Below are 23664 nucleotides of genomic sequence, written 5' to 3'. Positions count from 1 at the left end.
CTTAGCGTATCCCTTCTCCCCGCTCCCACGCCCGAAGGAGCGCCGCGAGCGTCCGGTTCGTCGGCACTTCGAAGCCGTGTTCGGCGGCGGTATCGACTACTGCACCGTTGATGGCGTCGACCTCGGTCCGCTTTCCGGCCGCGACGTCCTGCAGCATCGACGAGCGGTTCGCGGCGGTCTTTTCGACCACCCGGTCGACCGCCTCGCGGGCGACGCGGTTCGGGAGCGACACGCGCTCTAATCGGGCGACTCGGGCCGTCTCGCGGGCGGCCCGGTGTGCGAGTTCGCCGGCGTCGTCGCCCGCGAGTGCGCCGTTTTCGACCCGTGAGAGCGCGGTGACGGCGTTGATGCCGGCGTTGACCGCGAGTTTCTCCCAGCGCCGCCTCGGCATGTCGGTGGCGACGAGCGTGTTGAGTCCCGCGTCGCGGAACGCCTTGCCGACGCGTTCGGCGAGCGGGTCGGGACCACCGTCGAGCGCCCCCAAAACGATCCGGCCGACGCCGGTGCACTCGACGCGCCCCGGTTCGACGAGTCGAGCCCCGTAGGTCGCCGTCCCCGCGAGGACGGGCGCGTCGAGTCGGGCGGCGAGGCGCTCCTCGGTGAGTCCGTTTTGGAGCGACAGCACCGCGCCCACGTCGCAGTCGGCGAGCGCGTCGGCCGCCGCTGCAGTGTCGAACGATTTGACGGTGACGAGCGCGAGGTCCGCCGAGTGGCCCGTCTCCACCGTCGTCGCGGCCGGTGAGACGTGCGCCGACTCGGCACCGACCACGTCGAGACCGGCCGCCGACACCCGCGCCGCGTGCGGGTCGCGGGCGACGAGCGTCACGTCGTGGACCGACGCGAGGAGGCCGCCGACGAGCGTGCCCAGACTGCCCGCGCCGAAGACGAGAATACGCATGGCTACCCGTTCTCGGCGGACGACAAAAATGGCGAGTTTCGCGGGCGCGTCGGCCGGGAGCCCTCGGCGTCGAGGTCAGTCCTCGGTCCAGTAGTAGAGTTTCTCGCGCTCGGCACCGCAGTTCGGGCACGTGTCGGGCAGTTCGTCGAGGTCACCCATCTCGCCGCAGTCGCTACACCGCCACATCAACTCGGCCTCGCCGAACTCGTGGCCGGCGCGCTCGTGTTCGATGGACATCCCCGCGAGCCCCTCGCGGGTCGTCACGAAGAAGCCGTCGTCGTCGAAACCGCGGATGCTCCCGAGTTTGGTTCCGTCCTCCGCGTACACCGTCATTCCCACCGTCGGCTGTGTCTCGTCAGCCATACGCGACTAGTCGTTGCGCAAGCGGATAAAAAGGAACGGCCGAATCGGTGACGAACGCCTGCAGAAGTTCGGCCCGCGAGGGAGGAGTATATAAATAATAAACTGGATAACGCGATATAGAATTTCCAGATGTGTCTCGATGTGGCTTGGTGTCCCTGACAGCGTGGCTGAGTCGCAACGAGGGAGAGTTTCGGTCGCGCGCGCACGAGAAGCACTAGAGTGGACATTAGTGAGCAGAGTCAGCTAATGACGTACGATACTGGAGAAGGGCGGCCGAGATGCTACGAGAGATGCCAACTATGCTGGTCGAAGGTCAGTATCACAAGCGGCACGGCCGCTCGACTCGCAAAACCTGGAGGAAAAACCGACCGCTAGACTACATGAAGTCCGCGATGCCAGACTGCTCGTTCTCCACTTTTTCCGAGTCTCGCTCCGCTCGACTCGCAAAACCTGGAGGAAAAACCGCCGCTAGACTACATGAAGTCCGCGATGCCAGACTGCTTGTTCTTGTCGTTCTCGAAGACCGATTCGAGGCTCTTTTCGAGCACTTCGAGGCGCTGTTTCGTGTAGTCGCGGCAGTCGAACTCCTCTGCCACCTGAATCGCGGTGTCCATATACTTGTTCACAGAGCCCTGGTGGACCGTGAGGTTCACCCGACCGCCGCACTCCCGGCAGTCGCCCGAAAGCGGCATCCGCCGATACTTTTCGCCGCAGTCGAGACACCGCGTCTCCTGTCGCGAGAAGGCGCGGAGATTCCCGATGAGGTCCGGCAGGAAGTGGTACTCGATGACACGCTCGGCAACGTCCGTCTCGTCGACCGCCCGGAGCTTCCGCGCGAGGAACAACTGGGCGTCCATCTTGTCCATCATCGACCCGAGAGTCTTGTACGCAGAGAGGTCGGGACCGGCGGCGATGTCCGTGGTGTCGTGAGTGTGGTCGAACCCGGTGTACTCGCGGTCGGTTCCGAGGTACTCCTCGGCGATAGTGACCTCGTCTTCCCAGTCGTCGGGGTCTTCCATTCGGAGGGTCGCCTCGTAGAACTCGCGGGGGTACTGCCGCACGATGTCCATGTTGTGCGCCTCGTCGTCGATTTCCGAGGGGTCGATGCGCGAGGACATGACGAGCGGCGCGTCCATCTGCCCGCCGCGCTTGTCGGGGAGATATTCTTTCGAGAAGTTGAGAAGTCCGTCCATAAGGAGCATGACGCAGTCCTCGTCACCGTCGCACTGCGCGACGTGGAGGTCGTTGGCGACCAGCGAGTTGGTGTCTTCGACGGTCAACGAGTAAGTGTGGTCGATATCGCTTTCGAGGTATTCGACCGAGACGACTTCGTCGAGCCACGTGTCCCCGCCGTCCGAGAAGAGACGCTGGCTTCGGATGTCCGTGTCGTCGAGAGCGCTCGCCAGCGCCTCGCTCTTTCGAGGGAGGTGGAAACCGACTTCCTCGGCAAATCGAACCGCACTCTCCGACGTGACTTTGAGGACCCACGAGTCGAACGTCGGGACCGCGTCTCCGTCGTAGAACTCCGCCACCGCACCTGTTTGTGGTGTTCGGCGCTCAGAGTAGGTCTTCGAGGCGATGCCGAAGCGTTTGAGCGCGGCAACGAGGTCGCGTTTGAGGTCGTCGCTCACGGTGTGTGCGCGAACTTCCACACGGTCCGAAGACGCGCTTCCGTCGCCGGAGAAGTACGCCGACAGGAAGGACCGAAGAACTGGCTTGGGACCGGTGAGTATCGAGTCCGGGACGCCCTTTTCCTCGGCACGCGACCCACATCCAATGACGTCCGCAAACAGCGACTGAACGAGTCGGCTCGAAATCGTGACCTTCCACTCGTTCTCCTCGAATACATCGACACCGAGTGCTTCGCTAACGGTATTGAGGATGCGTTCGCGGGCGAGTTCGTCCGGAATACAGATCGTCGTCTGGTAGAAGTTTCCAGGCGACGCTCTCGTGAATCCTTCTGCGGCGTAGTATCCCAGTACAGTTCCGAACGCCTCGTCGATATCGAGCACTCTCGAAACAGTCGCGGTATCGCGACGAACGCCGAGAGATATCTCACGCGGAAGCGCGTCGACGACCGTTTCGACGTCTCCGAGAACTTCCACGAACACCGAGGCTGGAACGCTGTCGCGAGAGACCCAGTTGTAAACCGTCGAGTCGCTCCGGCCGAGTCGCTCGGCGACCGGTTTCAGATAGCCGCTCGCTTCGGTATGTTCGTCGAAGAGCGACCGAATTCGGTCCGCACCGAGACCCCGAATCATCAGGTCATCAGCCGGGATCGACCCGCCACTCAGGAACTCATCGAGCAAGTCGAACTGGACCGGGTCCGCGTCGATGTCGACGCACTTGGGCGACGGAAGTGAGTCGCCTTCGTCGAGTTCGTGCGCAGGGCCCCGGGTGAAACCGCCGTCGTCGGCTCGAATCACCGTGTGATCCGGGGTAACCGTTAGTTCTCTCCCGCCACGGGTCTCGATGCGAACGAGGTGATCCTGTGCGACATGCTTAGAGACTGCTTCGACCGGTTTGACCGTCTCTCGGCCGTCTCTGGTTAGAGACGGAACGTACACGTCTCCGTCCAGCTCCTGAACGAGCGTCCCGAAGTCGTCGGTCTCTGGGTCATCGAGCCGCTTCTCGACGAGCGTTCGAACCTCGTCGTATCGCCACCGGTCGGTCTCGTCTCGGTACCAGACCTTCGTCTCCGGATGGAAGCAGTTCCGACGTTTTGCCGCGTGGAAGTACGGATGCGCGTATCCGACCGCGGCTGTCGTGAATCCGACAACTCTGCCGACGACCGCGGCAGAGGTGTGGGGGGCCATCCCGAAGACGAGTTCGCCGATGAGGTCGTCGCGCTCTTCGATTTCGTAGAACCGGTCGAGGCCGTAGAACTGTTCGAGGAGGTCGTCGACGAAGTCGGCGGTCTGCATCATGTGCTGCGCCGCGCCGTTCGAGAGGACGATATCCTGTACTTTGAGTTCGACCAGTTGGTCGTCGAACCGGAGGGGTTCGCCGTCGATATCAGTCTCGTAGCCGAGTTCGCGGAAGTGGTCGGCCGTCACGTCGAGTTCCTCGGGGCGGACCGCGGTGACGGGCAGGTCGGTCATGTCGTAGCGGACGGTGCCGTCTTTGAACGACGACACGTCGTGTTTCGCCCGCAGGACGCCCTTCTCGATGGGTTCGGGCGTCTTGTTCGCCGAGGTGAGCCCCTTCACGCCCTTGAGAATCTGGAACGACGACTCGCGTTCGCCGACGCGTTCGAGGGCGTCGCGGTACTCGGTGTTCAGGTCTATGTCTTGCCATTCGGCGCTCTCGACGTCCCACTCGCAGCGCTCGCAGTAGACGCGACCGGACTCGTCGGGTTCGATGACGGACCCGCAGTCGTCGCACTCGTAGTGGGGTTCGGTGTGGCCGCCGCAGTCGGGGCACTTCGACTTGAACCCAAACGCGTCGCAGTCGGGGCACTTGCGCTGGCCGAGGCGGACCGAAATCTGGCCGCGCCTACCGGACTCGCCGCGGTGTCTGGCGGCGTCGCCCACGTCGCGTTGGCTCCCCCCGGCCTCGCCGATGGGGAACAGCGTGTGGACCGCCGGCGAGAGGTCGCGGCGCTCGGACTTCTCCGGGCGACCCATGCGGTTGCCGATTCGGGTGGGCGCACGCTCGCGGACGGTGAAGGGCGCGACCTCGTTGACGGCCTCGACGGCGTTGTCGCCGTCGTCCCACGTGCGGGCGTGCTCCGAGAGGTCATCGAGTTCCCACGTCCGCTCGCGGTCGTCGGTGAGACCGAGACTCCGGGCGAGCGGTCGCCACACGGGAACCCGAAGCGTCTCGTCGGTCTGACGGTGGGCGACAAGTAAGTGTTCGAGCGCCTCCCGAATCTCCGGCGTGTTGTCGAGGACGAGCGTGCCCTCCAGTCCGCGCTCGGGTTCGTTGGCGTGTTCGAGCGCGCCGGCCGTGCCGCCGTCGGCTTCGGCGGCGACGACCTCGCCGGCCGCGACGGCGTCGGCGAGCGCGTCGAATCGCTCGACTGAGATGTCGTGCCAGAGATAGGTGTACGTCGGGTGCAGCGGGGCGTCGAACTCAGTCGCCCACGAGAGCGCCTGTTCGACCGACGGCTCTTCGAGGTCGACGGCGGGGTCGTCGCGGAGCGCCTGCACGTTGGCCTCGGTCGCCTCGAAGTCCTGAATCCACCACTCGAAGACGTACGAGGCGGGCGCGAGCGAGTGGTTGTTCTCGACGAACTCGCCGAAGTTGACGAGGTACTCGCCGAGGTCGAGAATCTTCTCGACGCCGTTCTGGAGTTCCTCCGCCTCCTCGGGATCGTCGATGCGACGCACGTCGCCGTTGGCGAGTCTGACCGTCGGCCCCTCGATGGAGTCGACTGGGACGACGCCGCCGGCCTTGCCGGGGCGTTCGGTCTTGATTTGGGTGCCGGTGGCGATGAAGTCGTCCACGATGTGCATCGTCGCGGGGTGGACGCCCGCGGTCGCGAAGCCGTGGTTGCGGGCGCGGCCATAGCGCAGGCGGAAGCCGCCGGGCGCGGAGGGGTGGCCGAACACCGGGCGGCCCGCGATGAGGTCGCGGAGGAACTTGGTCGCGGGTTCGACGCGGGTCGGCCCGTCGGGGGCGTCGCTCTCGGCATCGTCGGCGTCGGTGTCTGAGTCGGCGTCCGCCTCGTCAGCCTCGTCGCCGCCCTCTCCGGCGTCGTCGGCTTTCGCGGCCTTCCCGTCGTCCTTGCCGATGGTACCGTCGATGAGGTCTTGGAGCCACGGCCAGTCGACCTCGTCGAGCTGTCGGGTGTAGCGCTGAATCTTCGGGGCCTTGAGGGCGATACCCTCGGCCATGACGAGACACATGCCGCCGCGGGCGGAGTTGGTGTCGACGCGTTCGAGGTCGCGGTAGCCCGAGACCTCCTCGTCGCCGGTTGCCTCGCCGTCGAGCATGATGGGCATGTTCTCGGCGATGAAGCGCGACTCCTTGTCCTTCGGCGAGTACTGGAGCCCCGTTTCCTTGTCGTAGAGGTTAACCTCCTCGACGTAGCGCTCGACCTCGTCGGTTCGAGCTTTGTACTCGTCGATGTCGAGCAGCGACCGGGCGTAGTCGGCGACGAGCACAGACAGCGCCTGCGCGGTGCCACCAGCCGAGCGAATCGGGCCGGCGTAGTAGACGTTGACGAACTCCGTGCCGTCGTCGTTCTCGAGGATTTCGACGCGGTCGATGCCCTCGATAGGTGCGGCGACGACCCCCTCGGTGAGGAGGGCGACGGCGGTGCGGACCGCGCCCTCGACTTTGCCCTCGCGGGAGTCGTAGTCGCCGACGTTGCCGTCAACGAAGTCGGTCACGAGTTCGAGCGCGGCTTCCTCGCGGGACATCTCGCCTTCGAGTTCGCGGACGCGCTCTGCGACGCCGTCGATGCCGAGGATGTTCTCCACGCGGTCGGCCATGTCCTTGGCGACCGGAATCTCGACTTCGGTCTTCGGGTCGTACCCCGTCGCCTTCGCGGCCTCCGCGAGGTCGAACGCCTCGTCGAGGCGGGCTTCGATGCGACGGAAGTACCGGGAGTCCTCCTCGCGCACGGTTACAACCAGAGGTCGAGGTCGGTCACCGCGTCGTGGTCGCGTTCGAGCGGTTCCTCGAAGGCGCGGAGGTTCACTTCGCCGGCGAAGACGGTCGCCGAGTCGAGGTGACCCGCGAGCGCCTGCCCGCTGCGCCGAGAGAGAATCGCGTGCGTGTGTGCGAACGGTTCGCCGTCGAGGAGCGCGACGTTACCCACGCAGGCGGCGACTTCGAGCGGCTCGTCGAACGTCACGGACTGGTACTCCTGGTCCGTCTGGTCGTAGAACCAGAGTTCGGCGTCCTGGACGGCACCCATGGCGTTGAACCACGCGGACTCGATGTCCTTGCGCGCGCAGAACTCCTCGATCTCCTCGCGCCAGTCCGCACCGTGTTCGAGGCGGGCGAGGTACTCCTCGCTCACCGTCACCGCTCGAGCGTTCATGCAGCGTACCACGAGCGAGTCGGACTAAAATGTGAATGGTCTGGCCGCCGGGCGTCCGGCGGCGGGCTTACGGGGCCGGAGCGATTATCGCCACTCGTCGAGCGCGAGCGCGTCGGCTACGTCAGCGGCGAGCCACGCGTCATCGCGGGAGATGTCCGCGATAATAAGACGCTGGCCCGTCTGAGAGCGATCCACCGAGGCCATAACCTCGGCGCCCGAGTCGTCGACGGAAGCCGTCGCATCCGGCGTCATGTATGATACATAGTGACACCCCTATATAAGTGGACCGAAACGGCGGGCCGAGAGGAACCCCCGTTACCCGATTCTGTCGTCCCGAAAAGTGGTTTAAAATGTAAAACGAGTTCTATGGGGATTCTCGTGGCATTTTTCGCCGCTTATGTATGGTACTACAACCCTTCCACGCTACACTATATCAAACAAATCGAATACGGTAAGTTTATCCACGCGGCACGGGAAGATTGGTTCGAATGCCAGACACTAACAAACTCTCGCGTCGCCGTTTCCTGAAGGCAACGGGTGGGGCCGCCACGGCCGCCGCCCTCGCCGGTTGTACCGGCGGTGACGGTGAAGAGACGACGACGACCGAATCCGGTGGCGAGGAGACCACCACCGCGACGACGACCGAAGAGGACACGGGCACGGAACTCTCCGGCTCGGTGTTTAACCGCATCCTCTCGGGCACCATCACGACGATGGACCCCGTCGCCGCGACCGACACGTCGTCGGGCATCATCATCCAGCAGGTCTTCGACTGCTTGATGTCGTACCCGAACGCCCTGCCGACGGTCGAAAACGAGCTCGCCGCGGACTACACGGTCTCCGACGACTTCACGACCTACACGTTCCAGCTCGCCGACGCGACCTACCACAACGGCGAGACGGTCACCGCGTCCGACTTCACCTACGCGTGGGAGCGCCTCGCGGCCTCCGAGAACAGCCGCCGCGCCTACTTCATCCTCGACTCCGTCGGCGTGGAACACGAGACGGACGACGAAGGCAACTACGTCCCCGGTTCGCTCGGCGTCGAAACCGGCGAGACGGAGACCGAACTCGTCGTCAACCTCTCGGAGCCGTTCCACGACACCCTCGAGATGTTCGCCTACACCTCGTTCGCCGCCCTCCCCGAGGGCGTCCTCGGCGACGTCGAGGGCTACGACGGCGAGATGGAGTACACCGAGTTCGCCTCGAACAACCCCATCGGCGCGGGTCCGTTCGAGTTCGCCTTCTGGGAGCAGGGTACCGCCGCGGCCGTCTCCAAGTACGACGACTACTACGGACAGGTCGCACAGGTCGACAACGTCCGCTGGCAGGTCATCGAGGACGACACGGCCCGCTACAACTACGCGATGAACGAGAACGCGGACTACTTCGGACTGCCCACCGCGCAGTACGACCCCGGTCTCGTTCAGGTGGAGTCGACCGACGAGTACGGTCGTGAAATCGGTAAGTACGGTCCTGTCCGCAACGGGAAGACGCTCAACTACGTCGGCGTCCCGACGCTGTCGATCTTCTACGTCGGCTTCAACATGGAGAAGGTCCCGAAGCCGGTCCGTCAGGCGTTCGCCTACGTCCTGAACCAGGGCCAGATGGTCTCGGAGGTCTTCAAGGGCCGCGGTTCCCCCGCACAGCTCTTCACGCCGCCGACTATCTTCCCCGGTGGCGCGCAGGCCGCAAACGAACTCATCGACTCCGAATACCCGTACAACGCGGACGAGACGGACATCCAGGCCGCCCGCGAGGTCATGGAGGAAGCCGGCTACGGTGAGGACAACAAGTTCGAGGTCCAGTGGACCCAGTACAACTCCAACACGTGGGAGGAAATGGCGAGCATCCTCCGCGACCAGCTCGCGTCCGCCCACATCAACATGCAGATTCAGAAGGCCGACTTCTCGACGCTCCTCGAGCGCGGCCGCAACGGTCAGCTCGAAGCGTACACCCTCGGCTGGATCGCCGACTGGCCGGCCCCGGACAACTTCCTGCAGCTCCTGAACCCGCCGCAGACGGACACGTCCAAGCAGGGCCCCATTTCGTACGTCAACTGGACGGCCGAAAACGGCGACGCCTACCAGCAGGCGACCGACGCCTACCAGCAGGTCGTCAACAACCCGGCCCCGACCGACGAGGCCCAGCAGATCCGCGACGAAGCCTACGTCGACATCGAGACGGCCAACTGGGAAGACGTCGCGATGCTGCCCATCTACAACCGCAAGGACGAGACGTTCTGGTACGACACCGTGAACATCGAGCCGTTCGGTGGCATGGGTCCGAGCCGCCAGAAGCTCAACAACGTCACCCTCAACCGGTAAGACCGGGTAGTACGGGCGCTCCCTCGCGTCCCGTCTCAATCGAAACTCCCGGTTATTTTTGACAAGCGTGCAGTTAGTCTCTACTATATACTATAATATGGTAGTAGAGTTGCTGAAACTGCGACATTAGGACTTCGAAACGCAAGACATATCCATACCACTCATTAAACCAATACAATAATGTCCGCTCGAACGGTCTGCGAGGTGATGCCATGAGTCGATGGCAGTACTTCCTCCGCAGGGTACTGATGTCGATTCCTGTCGTCATCTTCGGGACGACAATTACGTTTGCCCTCATCCGCCTGGGGCCACTCGACCCCGTTTCGGCGATTCTGGGGACGCAATACAACCCACAGGCGGCAGAACAGATTCGGACGAACCTCGGGTTGAATCAGCCGCTCTGGAGTCAGTACCTCGACTTCATGTACGAGCTGTTCACCTTCCAACTCGGCCAGTCGTGGGTCATCGCACCAGGGACGACCGCGTACGAACTCATCGAGATCTACGCGCCCCGGACGATTTGGCTCGGCTTCTGGTCGGTCGTCATCGCGCTGTTCGTCGGGATTCCGCTCGGCTTCTACGCCGGGCTGAACCCGAACACGCCCTCCGACTACGCCGCCTCCTTCGGCGGAATCGTCTGGCGCGCGATGCCAAACTTCTGGCTGGCAATCATGCTCGTCACGGCCCTCTCGCAACTCGGGACGTGGACGAACGGCCTGTTCACGTGGCAGACGTGGATCGTCAGGACGAACGTCGTGACGCCGCCGGCGCTCGGCTTCTTCCAGTCACCGGTCGAGCAGTTCCTCGCCGACCCCGGGGGGTGGACTGAGTCGTTCATCCGGGCGACGAAGCAGATCGCCCCGGCCGCGCTCGTCCTCGGGTCTGCGTCGATGGGGAACGAGATGCGTATCGGCCGCACCGCCGTCCTCGAAACCATCAACTCGAACTACGTCGAGACCGCCCGCGCGAAGGGCGTCTCCGGGCGCTCGCTCGTCTGGAAGCACATCTTCCGGAACGCGCTCATCCCGCTCGTGCCAATCATCACGGGCGAGGCGTTCCTGCTTCTCGGCGGGTCGGTGTTCGTCGAGACGGTCTTCGCCATCAACGGCCTCGGCTGGCTGTTCTTCAACGCAGCCATCAACGGGGACCTGCCGCTCATCGGGACGCTGATGTTCATCTTCATCCTCATCCTGGTCGGCACGAACATCCTACAGGACTTCCTGTACACGATTATCGACCCGCGCGTCGGGTACGACGGGTGAATCACAGTGAGCACGACAACCGAAACCGAAATTCCGCTCCGACAACGAGTCGCTGAGAACCCCCAGCCCGCGCTGATTTGGGCCGCCGTCGGTGCAGTCCTCATCGGCGTCGAACTGGGCGCTATCCTCCAAGTCGTCGGCGCCGTCGCCGGCGTGGTCGTCAACCTCCTTCCCGGTGACCCGGGTGCGTCCGCCGTCCAGTCGCTGCAGGCGGCGTTCGACGCGATTCCGACGCTCGTCTCCCGCGACGTGATTCCGAACCAGGGCTACTGGAACGGCACCGGCTACGAGAACACGTTCCTCGGGCTCTCGCCCGCAGTCGCGTGGGCCATCCGCGTCGTGTTCGTCTACGCGTACGCCTTCGCGGTGCTGGCGTGGGCGTGGAACGGCTACAAGCGGTTCCGCCGCCACTACCGCCGCGTCGACTGGACGCCGCGGGACGACGTGGTCAACCGCTTCCGGGGTCACTCCTGGGGCAAGTTCGGGCTCATTATCGTCATCACGTTTGTGGTCATGGCGGTATTCGCGCCCGCGCTCGGTCCGACCACGATGGAGCAGAACATCCTCCAGCCGTACGACTACGAGGTCAGCTACTGGAGCGAAGACACCCAGAGCGTCGAAACCGTCCTCGTCGGCGAGGCCAACCTCGGCTCCGGGTCGCAGGGTGCAGGTGACGAGAACGTCGCGCCGCTGACGTACGACGACTTCGGCAGGTTCCATCCGTTCGGCACGGCGACAAACGGGAAGGACTTATTCACACAGGTGGTGTTCGGGGCCAGGATATCACTGACCATCGCCGTCGTCGCCATGGGAATCGCCGGCCTCATCGGCCTCGGCTTGGCCATGATAACGGCGTACTACAAGGGACTGGCTGACTTGGCGACGGTGTTAGTCTCAGACTCGATACAGGCGTTGCCGGTCATCATGGTCCTCATCTTGATGCTCGTCATCTTCCAGAACACCTGGGTGAGGGAGTTGTACGACGGCGCGGTGCTCATCATCCTCATCTTCAGTATCGTCTACTGGCCGTTCATCTGGCGGTCGATACGTGGGCCAGCGCTCCAGGTGTCCGAGCAGGACTGGATCGACGCCGCGAAGTCGTTCGGTCAGACGCCGACGCAGGTCATGCGCAAGCACATGGCCCCCTACGTGTTCAGCTACATGCTCATCTACGCCTCGCTCAGTCTCGGTGGTATCATCATCAGCGTCGCCGGGCTCTCCTACCTCGGGCTCGGCATCACCGCGCCGACCCCCGAGTGGGGCCGGCTCATCGCGAACGGACAGCAGTACGTCGCGAGTCCCTCGTGGCACATTTCGCTCGTCCCCGGCCTCCTCATCACGCTCGTCGTGACCGGCCTGAACGCCTTCGGCGACGGCATCCGCGACGCCATCGACCCGCAGGCCGACACCGGTGACGAGGCCGCGGCCACTGGAGGTGGCGCATGAGCACCGAACAGGCGAGTTCGACCCGGACCGAGGGCGAACCCCTGCTCTCCGTCGAGAACCTCCGAACGTCGTTCTACACGGACAAGGAGGTTATCCGCGCGGTCGACGGCATTTCGTTCGACATCTTCCGCGGCGAGACCGTGGGTATCGTCGGCGAGTCCGGCTCCGGCAAGTCCGTCACGGCCCGCTCTATCATGCGGTTGGTCGAGAACCCCGGCCGCATCGAGAACGGCCGTATCATGTACGACGGCGAGGACCTCCTCGACAAGTCGCCGAAGCAGATGCGCTCTATCCGCGGCGGCAGCATCGCCATGGTGTTCCAGGACCCGCTGACGAGCCTGAACCCCGTCTACACGGTTGGCAACCAAATCAAGGAGGCGCTTCGCCTCCACCGCGGACTGAGCGGGTCGAAGGCGACGAAAGAGGCCATCGAACTGCTCGAAGCGGTCGGGATTCCGGACGCGCACCGTCGCGTCCGCGAGTATCCTCACCAGTTCTCCGGCGGGATGCGCCAGCGCGCCGTCATCGCGATGGCGCTCGCGTGCGATCCCGAACTGCTCATCTGCGACGAGCCGACGACGGCGCTCGACGTGACCATCCAGGCGCAGATTCTGGAACTCCTCGAAGAGCTTCAGGAGGAACGCGACCTCGGCATCATGTTCATCACCCACGACATGGGCGTCATCGCCGAAATCGCGGACCGCGTCAACGTGATGTACGCAGGCGAAATCGTCGAGAGCGCGCCCGTCGTCGAACTGTTCGAGTCGCCGAAACACCCCTACACGCAGGGGCTTCTCAACTCCATCCCCGGACAGGGGCTCGACGAAGACGAGCGCCTCGCGACCATCGAGGGCGACGTGCCGACACCGAACGAGGACCCGACGTACTGTCGGTTCGCCCCCCGGTGCCCGAAGGCGTTCGCCGAGTGCGACACGGTACACCCCAAGCCCGTCGAAGTCGGTGACGGCACGGACGACCACCGAGCGTCGTGTCTGCTGTACCCCGAAGACCTCCCCACGGAGGAGGCGGTCGCCGTCCACCGCGAGGGCGGACAGCGCGGAGGTGACACGCGATGAGTACGACATCCACCGAAGAAGAGCGGAGCACCGAGGCGCGCGGAGACACCATCCTCGAGGTCAACGACCTCAAGACCTACTACGAGGACGGCGGCTTCCTCGGCAGCAACCCCGTGAAAGCGGTCGACGGCGTCTCGTTCGACATCCAACGCGGCGAGACGCTCGGACTCGTCGGTGAGTCCGGCTGCGGGAAGTCCACCCTCGGTCGCACGCTGATGCGCCTCGAAGAGGCCACCGCGGGCGAGGTCAAACTCAACGGCACGGACATCACCACACTGTCCGGCTCGGACCTCAAGCAGTTCCGCAAAGACGTACAGATGGTGTTCCAAGACCCCGATTCGAGCCTCAACGAGCGGATGACCGTGGGCGAAATCGTCCGCGAGCCGCTCGACGTGCACGACTGGAAGACCCCGTCGGAGCGCCGCGAGCGCGTCCGCGAACTGCTCGAAACCGTCGGCCTGCAGGAACAACACTACTACCGCTACCCGCACCAGTTCTCCGGCGGCCAGCGCCAGCGCATCGGCATCGCCCGCGCGCTCGCGCTCGAACCGGAGTTCATCATCCTCGACGAGCCGGTGTCGGCGCTGGACGTGTCCGTGCAGGCGAAGATTCTCAACCTGCTCGAAGACCTGCAAAACGAGTTCGGGCTGACGTACCTGTTTATCGCCCACGACCTCGCGGTCGTCCGCCACATCTGCGACCGCGTGGCCGTGATGTACCTCGGCAACATGATGGAAATCGGGCCGGCCGACGAGATGTTCGACCAGCCGGCGAACCCGTACACGCACGCGCTGTTGTCGTCGATTCCGGAGCCAGACCCGACTATCGAACGCGACCGCATCACCCTCCGCGGGACGCCGCCGAGCCCGCGCGACCCGCCGGCGGGCTGTCCGTTCTCGACGCGCTGTCCGGTGAAGATTCGCCCGTCGGCGTACAGAGACATGGACACCGACCTCTGGGAGCGCATCGAGGTCTTCCGCGAGGTTCTCCGTGAGCGCTCGCGGGCCGACCCCTCGTTGAGCGACCGCGTCCGGAAACTGCTCGGCCGCGAGAGCCACCGCGCCGGGATGGACGAAATTATCCCCGAACTGTTCGGCGAACTGGACGTGCCTTCGGACGTGATGTCGCACATCCGCGAGGCCGCCGACTACGCCGAAAACGACGACGAGGACGCCGCGCGGGCCTACCTCCGCGAGGAGTTCGGCAGCGTCTGTGACCACGAGCGACCCGACCAGCTTTCGGTCGGCAACCGGGGTCGCTTGAGCCTCTGTCACCGCCACGAGCCCGAGTACGAAGAGCCGGCGGCCGTCTTCGAGACGCTCGTCCAATAATGGAGTTCGACCCACGCCGCTTCGGCGTCAAGACCATCGACGCCGTGGTCTACGCCGTCTCCCTCACCGGCGTGGTGTTCGTCGTGACCGCCCTCGTGAGCACGCTCGCCGGCAACGGACTGCCCGGCGCGAAGTGGCTCATGTTCTTTCTCGGGTTCGCCATGTTCGGCTACGCGTCGCTCAAGGTGCGCCCGAAGGCGGCCTGGAAGAGCGGAAATGGGAACGGAAACGGCGGCAGCGACGGCGGCCTGTTCTCGGGGAGTGACGAACCGGTCGGCGTCGAGAAACTCGTCGGGAACGCGCTCGACGCGGTACTTCCACCGCGACTGCGACCCGCGAACAGCGACGAGCGGCCGTCGAGCGGGGTGAAACTCCTCCTCGCGTCGGTCTGTATCCTCGCGACTTCGTACGCGATGGAAGTCGTCTTCGGCATCAACTACTGACCGCCTCGGAGGCCCCCGTGGCCTTCGATGCCTTTTACCATATACGTCGTCCAGAACTGGTATGGCCGAACTCGGAGACGACGAGACGCCCGATGTCGAACGAATCGCCGGCGAGGCGGACCGCCGCCGCGAGGCGTGGGGCGCGACACTCGACGACATGACAGCGATGGCCGACGAGTTCGAAGCCGACGGGTGGGAGACGGTCCGCATCCCGGCGGGCGACAGCGGTCCGTTCGGTCCCTCCAGCGGCAAGGGCGACGAGGGGGCGTTCGGCCTCGCGTACGTCATTCCCGGCGACAAGGCCGAGACGGTCGCCGACCTGTTCGAAGCGACGTCGTTCCCCGAGTACGAGGTGTACCGCGCGGAGAACGACGGCCGCGTCTACATGGTGACGGCGCTGTTCTCGCCGGACGCCGAGACCGCTATCTTCCTCGCGGGCGCGTGGGACCTTCGCGAGGCGCTTGAGTGCGCGACCGTCGCCGTCGAGGAAGGTCGGATGTACACCTACCTCCAGAAACTCGACGGTACCGTCGTCGGCGTCGTCGAACACGACGACCCCGAGAAGTTCTTCCCCAACCTCGACGCGATTCGGCGGTACGCGCCGAACAGCGACGACGACGCCGAAGGCGACGCGAGCGACGACAACTGAATCGGATTCGTTCTGCATTCGTTTTCGGAGGACTCACGACGCTCCCGCGAGCGGCGTCGGACGCCTGTCAGCGAGGCGAAAGCGTTCGCAGAGTACATTAGGCGGGGGAAAGAAAGCGGGTGTATGAAAGTAGCCGACGCGATGACCCGCGGTGAGGAGGTCGTGACGGTGTCCCTGCCGGGCACGCGCGACGACGTTCTGGAATACCTCCAAGAGCGTGGGTTCTCTTCTGTTCCTGTGGTGAAAGAGACCGACGAGGGGACGAAGTACCGAGGCCTCATCTCTCGGGAGGACCTCATCGAACACCCCGACGAGGACCAACTGGCGGTGCTCGTCCGCGAGGTGCCGACCGCGAGCGCCGACGACGACCTCGAAGCGGTGGCCGCGACGATGGTCTCGGAGGGCGCGCGCCGAATCCCCGTCATCGACGGCGACGCCATCGAGGGCATCCTCACCGTCACCGACGTGATCCGAGCCATCGCCCGCGGCGACATCGACGGCGAGACCGAGGTCGGCGACCTCGCCGCCCGCGACGTGAACACGACGTACGTCGACGTGCCCCTGCACATCGTCGAGCGCGAGATATTCTACGCGAACGTACCCTACGCGGTCGTCCTCGACGACGAGGCCTCGCTGGCCGGCATCGTGACCGAAGTCGACATCATCGAGGTCGCCCGCGTCGTCGAAGGCGAGGCCGGCACCGGCGACTCGGTCGCAAACCAGGACGACGAGTGGATGTGGGAGGGCATCAAGGCGGTCGGCAACCGCTACATCCCGACCCGGAACGTCGAGATTCCGGCCGAACCGGTCTCGAAGTTCATGACCGACGACCTCGTGAGCGTCCCGACGCGCGCCACCGCCAAGGACGCCGCCCAGACGATGATTCGCGAGGACATCGAGCAGATTCCGCTCGTCTCCGGCGACGAACTCATCGGCATCGTCCGCGACATCAACCTGCTGGAGGCGCTGTATGAGTGAGGGCGACGAGTCCGCCGCACTCACCGAACTCGCGAAGCGCCGAGGCTTCTTCTTCGGCTCTTCCGAGGCCTACGGCGGCGTCGGCGGGTTCTACACCTACGGCCCGCAGGGCGCGGCCCTGAAGTCCAACGTCGAGGAGGCGTGGCGCGAGCGCTTCGCCGTCCAGGAGGGTAACCTCGAAATCGAAGCGCCGACCATCATGCCCGAACCCGTCTTCGAGGCGTCGGGCCACCTCGACGGCTTCGACGACATGCTCGTCGAGTGCGCCGAATGCGGCGAGTCCCACCGCGCGGACCACCTCATCGAGGACAACTCCGAGCTGGAGGACGCGGAGACGCTGTCGCCCGAGGAGGCGGCGGAGAAAATCGCCGACCTCGGCCTCGTCTGTCCGACCTGCGGCGCGGACCTCGCGGGCCAGTCCGTCGAGGACTTCAACCTCATGTTCGAGACGAACATCGGTCCCGGTTCCTCGACGCCCGGCTACCTCCGCCCCGAGACGGCGCAGGGTATCTTCGTGGAGTTCCCGCGCATCAAAGAGTACGCGCGCAACAGCCTCCCGTTCGGCGTGACACAGGTCGGCCGCGCCTACCGCAACGAGATTTCGCCGCGGAAGAGCATCGTGCGCACCCGCGAGTTCACGCAGGCCGAACTGGAGCACTTCATCGACCCCGAACGCGACGAGGCCGACCTCTCCGCGGTCGAGGACGTGGAGGTGCTTCTGTACCCCGCGACCGAGCAGGAGGCCGACGACGGGGACTACGTCGAGACGACCATCGGCGAGGCCGTCGAAGACGGCGTCATCGGCAACGCGTGGCTCGGCTACTTCCTCGGCATCGCCCAGGAGTGGTACGAGACGGTCGGCGTCGACATGGATCGCTTCCGCTTCCGCCAGCACCTCGCGGGCGAGCGCGCCCACTACTCCTCGGACTGCTGGGACGCCGAGAGCGAGGTCGACGGCGACTGGATAGAGATTGCGGGCTTCTCGTACCGCAGCGACTACGACCTCTCGAAGCACGGCGAGTACGGCGACGACGACTTCACCGTGTTCCAGCAGTACGACGAGCCGAAGACGGTCGAGCGCGCCGTCGTCGACCCCGACATGGCGACGCTCGGCCCCGAGTTCGGCGCGCAGGCCGCCGACGTGGCCGACGCGCTGGAGACGCTCGCCGAGCGCGACCCCGACGCCTTCGACGCCGACGAGGTCACCCTCGACATCGACGGCGAGGAAATCACCGTCGACACCGACGTGGCCAACTTCTCGGTCGAGACGCAGACCGAGGCGGGCGAACACATCACGCCCCACGTGGTCGAGCCCTCGTTCGGTATCGACCGCACGGTGTACACGCTCCTCGCGCACGCCTACGAGACCGACGAGGTCGACGGCGAGGCGCGGAGCTACCTCTCGCTTTCGCCGTCTGTCGCGCCGACGAACGTCGGCGTCTTCCCGCTCGTGAGCAACGTGGACGAACTGGTCGACCTCGCCGACGACGTGGCCGCCGAACTCCGCGCGGCCGGTTTCGCGGTCGTCTACGACGACTCCGGCAGCATCGGTCGGCGCTACCGCCGACAGGACGAGGTGGGCACGCCGTTCTGCATCACCATCGACCGCGACGGCCTCGAAGGCGACGGCGCGAACACCGTCACCATCCGCGAGCGCGACAGCGGCAAACAGGTCCGACTGCCCGTCGACGACCTCGTCGGAACGCTGGTCGGCCTGCGCGCCGGCACCGCCTCGTTCGACGACGTGCTCGACGAGAACGAGGTCGTCGAGGCGTAACCCGCCGTGGGGCGACCGAGCACCGCCGAGGTGAAACGGCGACTGGTCCACGCGAGCGGCTCGGGGATGCCGCTTTTGTATCTCCTCGGGCTGGTCGAGTGGCGTACCCTCGGGTATCTGTTCGTCTTCCTCGCGGCGGTCGTCAGCGTCCTCGAACTGCTCCGCCTGTTCGGCGGTCTCGAGTGGGCCGTCTACGACGAACTCACCCGCGAGTACGAACAGGACAACGTCGCCGGCTACGCGCTGTACGTCTACAGCCAGACCGCCGTCGCGCTGGTGTTCGACCCGCACGTCGCGGTCCCGGGGATGTTCATGCTCACCATCGGCGACCCGATAAGCGGCCTCATGGGCTCCGCACCGGTCGGCGAACTGAAGTCGGTGCGGACGCTCGCGGCGATGTTCGCGGTCTGTTTCGTCCTCGCCGCGCCGTTCGTGATTCCCGTCTCGGGAGTCGTCGCGGGCGGCCTCGCCGCGGCCGCCGGAGCAGCCGGGGCGACGCTGGCCGACGGGGTGAAGCCGGTCGTCGCCGGCTACGTCATCGATGACAACCTCTCGATTCCGCCGGTCGCCTGCGTCGCTATCGCGGGGACGCTCTGGCTGGTCGGCGTCGCGTAAGCGGTCGGCGTTCGGGCGTCGGTCCGTGATGCGATTTTATTTCAGTTGACCACGAATCGGACAGTCATGACTGTCTACGAGAGCGACCTTCCGGGCGTCGGGAAGAAACACGAGGTGGAACTCGGCGACGGCTCCCGGCTCGTCATCGTGACGCACAACAGCGGCAAGCGGGAGGTGTTCCGGCGCGCGAGCGCCGACAGCGACTCCGAGAAGTTGTTCGAACTCACCGACAAACTGGCCCGACAGGTGGGGACGCTTCTCGAAGGCGCGTACTTCCAGCCGGTCCAGACAGAGAGCATCGAGACGCTTCTCGGCGGGGACACGCTCATCGAGTGGGTCGAAGTCGGCGCAGACTCCGAGATTGCGGGCAAGACCCTCGGAGAGTCCGACCTCCGGCAGGCGACCGGTGCGTCCGTCATCGCCATCGAGCGCGGCGACGAGGTCGTCACGTCGCCCGGCGGCGACGCGATGGTCGAAGCCGGTGACACGCTGGTCGTCATCGGTCCGAAGGCGGCCTGCCGCGACTTCACAGCGCTCGTCAAAGGGACCTAATGGCAGCGGCGCTGCTCGAATTCGGCTATCTGTTCGTCGTCTTGGCGGTCGTCGGAGCGGTCGCGCTCCGCCTCGGTCTGTCGGTGATTCCCCTCTACGTCGTCGGCGGCGTCGTCGCCGGACCGTACGTCGCCGGGCGGTTCGGCCTCCCGTACGTCCCGAACGGCGAAATCGTGACGATTCTCGCGGAACTCGGTATCGTCCTCCTCCTGTTTTTCCTCGGCCTGGAGTTCAGCCTCGACCGCCTCCGGTCGTCGGGGGCGAAAATCGGCCGCGCGGGCGTCATCGACCTCGCGGTGAACCTCCCCATCGGCGTCGCCATCGGTCTCGTCCTCGGGTGGTCGCCGGTGGAGGCGCTGCTGCTCGGCGGCATCGTCTACATCTCGTCGTCGGCCATCGTGACGAAGACGCTCATTGATCTCGGGTGGATTGCGGACCCCGAGTCGGAGCCGATTCTGGGCACGCTCGTCTTCGAAGACCTCGCCATCGCGGTCTACCTCGCGGTCGTCACCTCGCTCGTGCTCGGCGGCGACGGCGGCGTCGCGGCCATCGGCCGGTCGCTCGCCATCGCCTTCGGCTTCCTCGGCCTCCTGTTCGTGGCCGTCCAGTACGGGACGGCGCTTTTCGCCCGCGTCCTCGACGTAGAGAACCAGGAGGCGTTCGTCCTGCGGGCGCTCGCGGTCGTCGTTCCCATCTCGGGTGCGGCGCTCGCGCTCGGGGTGAGCGAGGCTGTCGCGGCGTTCTTCGTCGGCATGGGCTTTTCGACGAGCGGCCACCGGGAGCGACTCGAACACCAACTCGTCTCCGTGCGCGACGTGTTCGCCGCGGTGTTCTTCTTCTGGATCGGCCTTGGCACCGACCCGACGCTGCTGGCGGCGGCGGCCGTCCCGCTCGCCATCGCGGTCATCGTGTCCACGCCGTCGAAGATTCTCTCGGGCTATCTCGGCGGTCGGGCGTACGACCTCTCGGCGCACCGGTCGCTCCGAGTCGGCGTCGGGCTGGTGCCGCGCGGCGAGTTCTCGCTCGTCATCGCGGCACTGGCCGCCGCGGGCACGACACCGGTGATGCGCGAAATCATCCCGGCGTTCGCCGTCGGCTACGTCTTCGTCATGAGCGCGCTCGGAACGGTGCTGATGCAGCGGTCGGACCTCGTGGAACGACTGGTCTTCCGCGGCGGCGCGGCGGACGGAGAGACCTCGACCGAGAGCGCCTGATTCGTCCCGGCGCGACGTTTTCGAGCCGTCGACGCCGACCGACCCGAACGGCCACAGAACACTTACCGGAGGAGCCGTCACGTTGCGGGTGCTATGACCCTTATCGAGTGGCTCGTCATCGCAGTCGTCGTGGTCGCGATTATCGCGCTCGTGGTCGCGCTCGTCGACAACGAACTGCTGGTCGAACTCGCCGGGGAGTTGCTCGACTGAGGAAACGTTTGCGTCGCCGGAAGCGTTTAATAGGAATGACTTCGTAGCGTTTCACAACCATGGCGACTCGCAGCACCTTCGCCACTTTTGCCCCGCTGCGAGCCGCGGCTGTCCGACCCCGACGACGGGCCCTTTAGGGCCACAATCATCATCTCCTTCGGGACACGTCGAAAACGCTAATCTTCCATTTTCGTGCCTATAGGCATCTCTACCACTTAATTTCACAAATTGAATGCAAAGAATTTATCTGTATGTCCCCGCCACAGACGAGTACATGAAGAAAGTCGCACTCGCGTTCTCGGGCGGACTCGACACAACAGTCTGCGTCCCGATTCTCGAAGAGGAGTACGGATACGACGAAGTCATCGGCGTCACGGTCGACGTCGGCCAGCCCGAAGAGGAGTTCGAGGAGGCCTACGAGACGGCCGAGGCCCTCGGACTGGAGCACCACGTCGTCGACGCGAAACAGGAGTTCGCACAGCTCTGTCTCGACTCCGTGTGCGCCAACGCGGACTATCAGGGCTATCCGCTCGGCACCGCGCTCGCGCGCCCGGTCATCGCCAAGGCCATCCTCGAACTCGCCGAGGAACACGACTGCGAGGGCATCGCCCACGGCTGTACGGGCAAGGGTAACGACCAACTCCGCTTCGAGGCCGTCTGGCGCGCCTCCGACCTCGAAGTCATCGCGCCCGTCCGCGAGATGGGCATGACCCGCGAGTGGGAAATCGAGTATGCCGCCGAGAAGGACCTCCCGGTGCAGGGCGGCAACGAGGGCGTCTGGTCCATCGACACGAACCTCTGGAGCCGTTCCATCGAGGGCGGCAACCTCGAAGACCCCGGCTACGTCCCGCCGGAGGACATCTACGAGTGGACCGACCAGCCGTCCGGCGAGACGGAACTCATCGAAATCACGTTCCAAGACGGCTACCCGGTCGCCGTCGACGACGAGGAGATGGAGCCCCTCGAACTCATCTCGCTTCTCAACGAGAAGGCCGGCAAGCACGGCGTCGGCCGCACGGACATGATGGAAGACCGCATGCTCGGCCTCAAGGTGCGCGAGAACTACGAGCACCCGGCCGCGACGACGCTCCTGAACGCCCACGAGGCGCTCGAAGGGCTCGTCCTCACGAAGGAGGAACGCGACTTCAAGGCCACCGTGGACAACGAGTGGTCCCAGAAGGCCTACGAGGGCCTCATCGACGCCCCGCTCGTGGGCGCGCTGAACGCCTTCCTCGAAAAGACCCAAGAGCGCGTCACGGGCACCGTGACCATCAAGTTCGAGGGCGGACAGGCCCGCCCGGTCGGCCGCGAGTCCGAGTACGCCGCGTACTCCGAGTCCGCCGCCTCCTTCAACACGGAGACGGTCGACGGCATCGAGCAGGCCGACGCGACGGGCGTCGCCAAGTACCACGGCTTCCAGGCGCGTCTCGCCAACCAGAGCGCGAAGAAGCAGAAGCCCGAACTCGCCGCAGACGGCGGTAGCGACGAGTAAGATGGCAGGCGAGGACGGCGACTCCGAGGGCGTCATCCGCCGGGACCGCTTCAGCGGCGGCCCCGCCCGCGGGTTCATGTCGAGCCTCGCGGCCGACGAACGCATCTTCGAGGCCGACCTCGCCGTCGACCGGGCACACGTCGTGATGCTCGCGGCCCAAGACATCATCGAGTCCGAGGTCGCGAGCGAGATTCTCGCCGCGCTGGACGAAGTCGAGGCCGCGGGCCACGACTCGCTTGCCGGCGGCGAAGACGTCCACGAGGCCATCGAGGCCGCCGTCATCGACATCGTCGGCCCCGACGGCGGGAAGATGCACACCGCCCGCTCGCGCAACGACGAGGTGGCGACCTGCATCCGCTACCGCCTGCGCGAGGACGTGCTTTCGGCCCTCGACGCGGCGCTCGCCCTGCGCGAGTCGTTAGTCGAGACGGCCGCCGAACACACCGAGACGGTGATGCCCGGCTACACGCACCTCCAGCCCGCGCAACCGACGACGGTCGCGCACTTCTTGCTCTCGTACGAACGGGCGGTCGCCCGCGACTGCGCCCGCCTCATGTGTGCGTACGAGCGCATCAACCAGTCGCCGCTCGGGTCGGCGGCGTTCGCGGGCACGCCCTTCGACGTGAACCGCGAACTCGTGGCCGACCTGCTCGGCTTCGACCGCGTGATGGAGAACTCGATGGACGCCTCCGCGACCCGCGACTTCCTCGCGGAGACGCTGTCGGCGCTCACGACCCACGCGGTCACGCTCTCCGGCCTCGCCGAGGACCTCGTGATATTCTCGAACAAGGGCCTCGTCGAGCTGTCGGACGACTACTCGTCGACCTCCTCTATCATGCCGCAGAAGAAGAACCCCGACACGATGGAACTCGTTCGCGCCGTCGCGGGCGACGCCGTCGGGGAACTCACCGGCCTCCTGACGACGCTCAAGGGGCTGCCGCGCGCGTACAACCGCGACCTCCAGCGCGCCCACAAACACGCGTTCCGCACTGTCGACGACGTGGCCGAGGCGGCCGCGGTCGCCGCCGGCGCGGTCGGG

General features: G+C 65.4%; 19 protein-coding genes. 14 read left to right on the top strand and 5 right to left on the bottom strand.

The genetic code is table 11. The annotated features are described in order from the left end of the window. Position 1: 1 nt before the first annotated feature. From NKF06_RS09740 to NKF06_RS09720, 5 genes are all read right to left on the bottom strand, one after another. Positions 2-898, bottom strand: a complete 897-nt coding sequence (locus NKF06_RS09740) for a ketopantoate reductase family protein (RefSeq protein ID WP_253245266.1) — start codon at positions 896-898, stop codon at positions 2-4. A 75-nt stretch (positions 899-973) separates the two neighbouring features. After that, positions 974-1261 (bottom strand): rubredoxin-like domain-containing protein, encoded by a 288-nt coding sequence (locus NKF06_RS09735; protein ID WP_058568761.1) that lies wholly within the window; start codon positions 1259-1261, stop codon positions 974-976. Positions 1262-1734: 473 nt separating this feature from the next. After that, positions 1735-6831 (bottom strand): DNA polymerase II large subunit, encoded by a 5097-nt coding sequence (locus tag NKF06_RS09730; protein WP_253245265.1) that lies wholly within the window; start codon positions 6829-6831, stop codon positions 1735-1737. Positions 6832-6833: 2 nt separating this feature from the next. Further along, complete coding sequence (locus NKF06_RS09725) at positions 6834-7253, bottom strand: PPC domain-containing DNA-binding protein (RefSeq protein WP_058827959.1); 420 nt, start codon at positions 7251-7253, stop codon at positions 6834-6836. Positions 7254-7337: 84 nt separating this feature from the next. After that, a complete protein-coding gene (locus tag NKF06_RS09720; protein WP_004973981.1) occupies positions 7338-7505 on the bottom strand; it encodes a hypothetical protein in 168 nt (55 codons plus the stop codon). A 236-nt stretch (positions 7506-7741) separates the two neighbouring features. On the opposite strand from NKF06_RS09720, the gene NKF06_RS09715 reads away from it, so the two are divergent. The 14 genes from NKF06_RS09715 to argH form a co-directional block, all read left to right on the top strand. Further along, entirely contained in the window at positions 7742-9580 is a 1839-nt protein-coding gene (locus NKF06_RS09715; RefSeq protein ID WP_058827960.1) for an ABC transporter substrate-binding protein, read from the top strand. A 212-nt stretch (positions 9581-9792) separates the two neighbouring features. Further along, complete coding sequence (locus NKF06_RS09710) at positions 9793-10842, top strand: ABC transporter permease (protein WP_058827961.1); 1050 nt, start codon at positions 9793-9795, stop codon at positions 10840-10842. A gap of 6 nt (positions 10843-10848) precedes the next feature. Further along, the gene (locus NKF06_RS09705) at positions 10849-12288 is read left to right on the top strand and encodes an ABC transporter permease (protein ID WP_253245264.1); all 1440 of its coding nucleotides are present in this window, start codon (positions 10849-10851) and stop codon (positions 12286-12288) included. Further along, the gene (locus tag NKF06_RS09700; protein ID WP_253245263.1) at positions 12285-13364 is read left to right on the top strand and encodes an ABC transporter ATP-binding protein; all 1080 of its coding nucleotides are present in this window, start codon (positions 12285-12287) and stop codon (positions 13362-13364) included. The genes NKF06_RS09705 and NKF06_RS09700 overlap by 4 nt, the downstream gene beginning before the upstream one ends. After that, complete coding sequence (locus NKF06_RS09695) at positions 13361-14695, top strand: oligopeptide/dipeptide ABC transporter ATP-binding protein (protein WP_058827964.1); 1335 nt, start codon at positions 13361-13363, stop codon at positions 14693-14695. The genes NKF06_RS09700 and NKF06_RS09695 overlap by 4 nt, the downstream gene beginning before the upstream one ends. Next, entirely contained in the window at positions 14695-15138 is a 444-nt protein-coding gene (locus NKF06_RS09690; protein ID WP_253245262.1) for a hypothetical protein, read from the top strand. The genes NKF06_RS09695 and NKF06_RS09690 overlap by 1 nt, the downstream gene beginning before the upstream one ends. Positions 15139-15199: 61 nt before the next feature. Beyond that, a complete protein-coding gene (locus tag NKF06_RS09685) occupies positions 15200-15787 on the top strand; it encodes a hypothetical protein (RefSeq protein ID WP_058827966.1) in 588 nt (195 codons plus the stop codon). A gap of 123 nt (positions 15788-15910) precedes the next feature. After that, entirely contained in the window at positions 15911-16765 is an 855-nt protein-coding gene (locus tag NKF06_RS09680) for a CBS domain-containing protein (protein ID WP_058827967.1), read from the top strand. Next, complete coding sequence (glyS, locus tag NKF06_RS09675) at positions 16758-18542, top strand: glycine--tRNA ligase (RefSeq protein WP_058827968.1); 1785 nt, start codon at positions 16758-16760, stop codon at positions 18540-18542. Before NKF06_RS09680 ends, glyS begins: the two co-directional genes overlap by 8 nt. Before the next feature lie 6 nt (positions 18543-18548). Next, entirely contained in the window at positions 18549-19157 is a 609-nt protein-coding gene (locus NKF06_RS09670) for a hypothetical protein (RefSeq protein WP_058827969.1), read from the top strand. A 66-nt stretch (positions 19158-19223) separates the two neighbouring features. Further along, complete coding sequence (locus NKF06_RS09665; RefSeq protein ID WP_058827970.1) at positions 19224-19709, top strand: TrkA C-terminal domain-containing protein; 486 nt, start codon at positions 19224-19226, stop codon at positions 19707-19709. Then, complete coding sequence (locus tag NKF06_RS09660) at positions 19709-20923, top strand: cation:proton antiporter (protein WP_253245261.1); 1215 nt, start codon at positions 19709-19711, stop codon at positions 20921-20923. Before NKF06_RS09665 ends, NKF06_RS09660 begins: the two co-directional genes overlap by 1 nt. Before the next feature lie 484 nt (positions 20924-21407). Next, complete coding sequence (locus NKF06_RS09655) at positions 21408-22625, top strand: argininosuccinate synthase (protein WP_058827972.1); 1218 nt, start codon at positions 21408-21410, stop codon at positions 22623-22625. A gap of 1 nt (position 22626) precedes the next feature. Continuing rightward, on the top strand, positions 22627-23664 hold a 1038-nt coding region (gene argH / locus NKF06_RS09650), incomplete at its 3' end, for an argininosuccinate lyase (protein ID WP_253245260.1).

This window comes from Haloferax sp. AB510, from assembly GCF_024136985.1.
Classification (GTDB): Archaea; Halobacteriota; Halobacteria; order Halobacteriales; family Haloferacaceae; genus Haloferax.
Note: the sequence above shows the minus strand (reverse complement) of the source record. Positions and strands in the feature narration are given on the sequence as shown.

What these genes read in the sequence shown, in the direction of transcription:
- NKF06_RS09740 (WP_253245266.1), bottom strand. Translation starts at nt 898, where the DNA reads ATGCGTATTCTCGTCTTCGGCGCGGGCAGTCTGGGCACGCTCGTCGGC.
- NKF06_RS09735 (WP_058568761.1), bottom strand. Translation starts at nt 1,261, where the DNA reads ATGGCTGACGAGACACAGCCGACGGTGGGAATGACGGTGTACGCGGAG.
- NKF06_RS09725 (WP_058827959.1), bottom strand. Translation starts at nt 7,253, where the DNA reads ATGAACGCTCGAGCGGTGACGGTGAGCGAGGAGTACCTCGCCCGCCTC.
- NKF06_RS09720 (WP_004973981.1), bottom strand. Translation starts at nt 7,505, where the DNA reads ATGACGCCGGATGCGACGGCTTCCGTCGACGACTCGGGCGCCGAGGTT.
- NKF06_RS09715 (WP_058827960.1), top strand. Translation starts at nt 7,742, where the DNA reads ATGCCAGACACTAACAAACTCTCGCGTCGCCGTTTCCTGAAGGCAACG.
- NKF06_RS09710 (WP_058827961.1), top strand. Translation starts at nt 9,793, where the DNA reads ATGAGTCGATGGCAGTACTTCCTCCGCAGGGTACTGATGTCGATTCCT.
- NKF06_RS09700 (WP_253245263.1), top strand. Translation starts at nt 12,285, where the DNA reads ATGAGCACCGAACAGGCGAGTTCGACCCGGACCGAGGGCGAACCCCTG.
- NKF06_RS09695 (WP_058827964.1), top strand. Translation starts at nt 13,361, where the DNA reads ATGAGTACGACATCCACCGAAGAAGAGCGGAGCACCGAGGCGCGCGGA.
- NKF06_RS09690 (WP_253245262.1), top strand. Translation starts at nt 14,695, where the DNA reads ATGGAGTTCGACCCACGCCGCTTCGGCGTCAAGACCATCGACGCCGTG.
- NKF06_RS09685 (WP_058827966.1), top strand. Translation starts at nt 15,200, where the DNA reads ATGGCCGAACTCGGAGACGACGAGACGCCCGATGTCGAACGAATCGCC.
- NKF06_RS09680 (WP_058827967.1), top strand. Translation starts at nt 15,911, where the DNA reads ATGAAAGTAGCCGACGCGATGACCCGCGGTGAGGAGGTCGTGACGGTG.
- glyS (WP_058827968.1), top strand. Translation starts at nt 16,758, where the DNA reads ATGAGTGAGGGCGACGAGTCCGCCGCACTCACCGAACTCGCGAAGCGC.
- NKF06_RS09665 (WP_058827970.1), top strand. Translation starts at nt 19,224, where the DNA reads ATGACTGTCTACGAGAGCGACCTTCCGGGCGTCGGGAAGAAACACGAG.
- NKF06_RS09660 (WP_253245261.1), top strand. Translation starts at nt 19,709, where the DNA reads ATGGCAGCGGCGCTGCTCGAATTCGGCTATCTGTTCGTCGTCTTGGCG.
- NKF06_RS09655 (WP_058827972.1), top strand. Translation starts at nt 21,408, where the DNA reads ATGAAGAAAGTCGCACTCGCGTTCTCGGGCGGACTCGACACAACAGTC.